Below are 4,093 nucleotides of genomic sequence, written 5' to 3'. Positions count from 1 at the left end.
CTCGGATAACGGCGAACCCCTCGAGCCGAAGCCCAACACGGCCCCGACCATAGCCGGCACCCCCGAAACCTCGCTGGTGGTAGGAAACCCCTGGAGCTTTACACCGGATGCGTCGGATCCCGACGGCGACACGCTCGTGTTCTCCATCTCCGGCGAACCCGACTGGGTCAAATTCGACTCCACGACCGGAAAGGTATGGGGTACGCCGGACGCTGCCGACAGCTTTGGCCCCATCACGATCACCGCTGACGATGGCAGCAGCACCGCGTCCCTCGATCCATTCACACTGGAAGTGGTGGAACCCGCCCTCGGAACCGCGATGGTGTCCTGGACGCCTCCGACCGAACGCGAGGACGGTACAATGCTGGACGACCTGGCCGGCTATCATGTTTACTGGGGCAAGGATCCGGACGACCTGATGCACACAGTGGACATCACGAACGAGGGCCAGACCAGCCACTTCGTCGAGAACCTCGACGCCGGCACCTGGTACTTCGCCGTCACCGCCTACTGCAGCAGCGGGCTCGAGAGCGCCAAGTCCAACATTGGGAGTAAGACGATTGAGTAACGACGCCGGTTGCCGGAAAATTGCAGCGCATAGAAGTCCGCTGGATCCGGAACCTGTCAACCTGTTTTGAACACCTCACGCGGAGGATAACGTGTTGTCTACCCGTGCCCTGGCGGCGCTCAGGGTGGGGAAGTTCACGCCCAACGACTCACCGGTGTCAGCCGCTTCGGGCGTTACCGGGTTGATGGTCACCTACTCGGGTGGTCGTGGGGCGACAGGGGCGCCCTGGACGAAGCGCTCGGGGTGACGGCGGTATTGGGTGTCTAGCACCTGCTGGCGCTGTGCATGGACGAGCTCGAAGCGTCCGGTGAAGACCTGCTCCGGGGTGTAGCCGCCGATGCCGCTGTGGTGATGTTGGAAGTTGTACCAGTCGAAGTACGCCTCGCACCACTGACGGGCGTGGGACGCGTTTTCGAACCGGCCCGGATAGTCCGGCTGGTACTTCAGCGTCTTGAACTGACCCTCGCTGAAGGCATTGTCTTCGCTGGTGCGCGGGCGGCCGTGGCTGCACACGATGCCCAGCTCATGCATTAGATCGAGATAGCCATGGGCGGTCATGGGGGCTCCCCGGTCCTGATGCAGGGTGAGCGAACCCTGGGCAATGGCGTAGCGGGCGGCAGCCTCGCTCATCAGTTGCTGAGCCAGGGTACTGTTCTCCTTGCGTGAGACCATCCAGGCGAGCACGTAGCGGCTGTACAGGTCCATGACCACGTAGAGAGACAGGTAGGGGCCCGGGCCCGTGGTCGGGAGCTTCGAGATGTCCCAGGTCCAGACTTGATTGGGGGCCGTGGCCAGCAGGCGCGGAATGGTGTGGTGCTGAGCCGGCCGCTGGTTGCGACGCTCCCGGGTTGCCCTGTCCTCGGCCAAAATGCGGTAGAGCGTGCGCACAGAGCCGATGTACTCACCCTGCTCTAACAGGTCACAGTAGATCTCATCCGGCGGCTGGTCCTGGTACGCCTCGCTGTACAGCACGTCCCGGGCACGTTGGCGCTCCTCGGCGTTCAGGGCGCGCGGTTGCACGCACTCCTTGCGGGAGCAGTTGGCGGCCCGCTGCTCTTCACTGAGCCCCTCTCGCTGGCGAGCGTAGACCGTGCTGCGATTGAGTCCGAGGGCCCGGCAGGCAGCTGTCACGGACAGGCCCTCGGGCCGTTGGGTGACGACCTGGTTCACACAGAGCTCCCATTGTTCACGTGATCGAGCAGTGACAACGTTTTTTTGCAGATCGATGCATGCCTCGGCGGTCTGCAGACGCTTGCTCAGCTTGGCATTCTCCTTTTCCAGCTGCTCGATGCGCCGCTGCTCCGGGGTCGTGCTCGCGACCGGGCCGGGAGCGGACTTGGCGAGCCCCTCCGGGCCACCAGCGGCCCGTTCGCGGCGCCACTGGTTGAGCTGGCTGCTGTACAGGCCCTCGCGTCGCAACAGCTGGCCCACCTCGCCACGCTGACACTGGTCGGCCTCGGCGATGATCTGCAACTTGTACTCGGTGGTAAACTGGCGGCGTGTCCGCCGCTCTTGTTTCGGGTCCGGGCTCACCTGAGACTCGGGTAACTCACTCGGTGCCTTCGGCATCAGTCGACTCCTGCTGTCGTGACCCTCAAATCTACGTCAACCCATACAGGGGCTGTATGGCTTCAGGTTGACAGACAGGGCATACCCAGCAGGCGCTGGACCGGTACTTCCGCTTCTACAATCAACGCCGGACCCATCAGGGACTCGACCGCAGGACCCCGGATGAGGTTTACTTCCAGACCAACGGGCTGAGGAAAGCAGCCTGATACCCGATGACCGATGGCCCTCACTTATCTTTCCCGATCGGTTGTCCAGTCAAACCCGACCACCTCTCTCCATCAGCGCATCCATGCCCCGCAACAGGTGCTGGTGGCTAATGTCGGCGGGACGCTCCGGCAGCGCCACGGTCTCCAACCAGCGCAGCACCCCGAGCTTGGACTCCGGGTCACAAAGCCGGTTGAACACCATCACCCGCACCAAGGCCTCGACATCGATCTGGTGGCGGGTGCCACGAAAGACCCGGCGCGGCTCACTATTGCACCCAGATTGTCGCCTAGGCACGGCCATGATCACGCTTTTTTCTTTCCCCGGGCAACATCCAGTGCTCTAGTGACATAGGATACCGTCTTGGGCGCAACCGTAGCCACTCTTGCGCCGATGCGGTGCCAAGGCTTTGCATATGCCCCCGCGATTTCGATAGCTCTCCTTGCCGACTCGGAATTTCCGGAGCGCAACGCATAACCAACACAAATCCGCGCCTTGTCCTCCAGCAACAGATCGGTCCGGTCCCGTGACCCATAAAGGCCGGTCACTTTTTGAATCGCCTTTAACTGATATAGGCTGCATTCAAATGTATTCGAGGATATCGCATCTACTACTTCCTTCCTATACATGAATGACACTTGGTCACTATAACTCCATGTTCGACCATGCACTACTCTCGCGAACATTTCGGCATCGTGCCTCCGCACCTGCTCGAGATCGAACCCGCCCACCTCGGCGAACCGTTTTCGAGCTACAACCATGCCCGATGTAGGCCATCCTGGGCTCTCTGATATGTAGCACTCAAAAAACTTATCGCCCGTAATTCCCGATGTTGTGCACCCCGTGATTGCCGGAGTCTTCTCCATAACACCAATGGTCTTGGGCCACGCTTCAGCGTAGTGTCCAAAAAACGCGACATCAGAGGATCCGGACAGTAGCTTATGTGCGCGAGCCAAATGTTCTGGCAGCCACCAATCGTCAGAATCCAGAAAGGCGATCCAGTCGCCAGAGGCTTGACGGACACCCTCGTTGCGGGCTGCGGCGGCATTTCCAAAGTCTGTCTCGATGACCTTGGCCGCCGGCATGACCGTTGAAACAACGTCAGTGCTTTCATCCTCTGACCGATCATTCACGATGATGACTTCTGATGCCGGATTTGACTGCATCTGTACACTTCGCAAAGCATCTGCGATCCAAGCAGCCGCGTTGTGGCATGGAATGACTACGCTAATTTTCACACAGGATCTCGGGCAATATGAGGCATGCTTCCTCGCCGATGCGTACTAGTGATTGTTTCCCGGCGACGAAGTTTTCCTGCGCGGGAGTGCCACCGGTGCCCCCATTAATTCAGATAGATAGCCCAATTCCCGGGCCATTTTCGATACAACGGTTTCGCCACAAACCGTTGTATCGCAGCGAGGGGTTCGATGATAGGCTACCATCCTACGGTCTCCAGCCTCTCCAATCCGTACCTCGGCGTCAATTCGATCGACTGGCGACGAAGCTCGATGGAGGCTCCTCGTCATTCTGAGTGGAATCCGCCGACATGCTGAGCCATGCTCAGGCCGGGATTCCGGACAGGAGCGACGGCATGCGCGGCGACGAGATTCTGCTGTTGGGCATTGGCATCCAGCCACCGTGGCAGTTGGTGGATCAGCACCTGGACACCTCGACCCAGCCGCATAAGCTGCACCTGCAGGTGGAGGGCGAGCGTGGCGCCCGCTACCCGTGTCCGCAGTGCGGCGCGCTGTG

The 4,093-nt window shown here is 60.6% G+C and carries 3 protein-coding genes and 1 pseudogene; 1 reads left to right on the top strand and 3 read right to left on the bottom strand.

Annotation, left to right across the window (positions count from 1 at the left end):
* Positions 1-49: 49 nt before the first annotated feature.
* Positions 50-568: a putative Ig domain-containing protein gene (locus ACESMW_RS18525; RefSeq protein WP_372988441.1), complete on the top strand. Its 519-nt coding sequence runs from the start codon at positions 50-52 to the stop codon at positions 566-568.
* 192 nt (positions 569-760) lie between these two features.
* Here ACESMW_RS18525 and ACESMW_RS18520 read toward each other — a convergent pair whose 3' ends face one another.
* From ACESMW_RS18520 to ACESMW_RS18510, 3 genes and pseudogenes are all read right to left on the bottom strand, one after another.
* Positions 761-2,137: an IS3 family transposase gene (locus ACESMW_RS18520; protein ID WP_372988440.1), complete on the bottom strand. Its 1,377-nt coding sequence runs from the start codon at positions 2,135-2,137 to the stop codon at positions 761-763.
* Between the two features lie 273 nt (positions 2,138-2,410).
* Positions 2,411-2,602: pseudogene (locus ACESMW_RS18515) on the bottom strand (IS1634 family transposase); the annotation flags it as partial.
* Positions 2,603-2,646: 44 nt separating this feature from the next.
* Positions 2,647-3,579 (bottom strand): glycosyltransferase family 2 protein, encoded by a 933-nt coding sequence (locus ACESMW_RS18510; RefSeq protein ID WP_372988439.1) that lies wholly within the window; start codon positions 3,577-3,579, stop codon positions 2,647-2,649.
* Positions 3,580-4,093: the final 514 nt, after the last annotated feature.

The organism is Marinobacter sp., from assembly GCF_041690455.1.
GTDB lineage: Bacteria > Pseudomonadota > Gammaproteobacteria > Pseudomonadales > Oleiphilaceae > Marinobacter.
The sequence above is the reverse complement of the archived record's forward strand: the minus strand, read 5'-3'. Positions and strand labels throughout refer to the sequence as shown.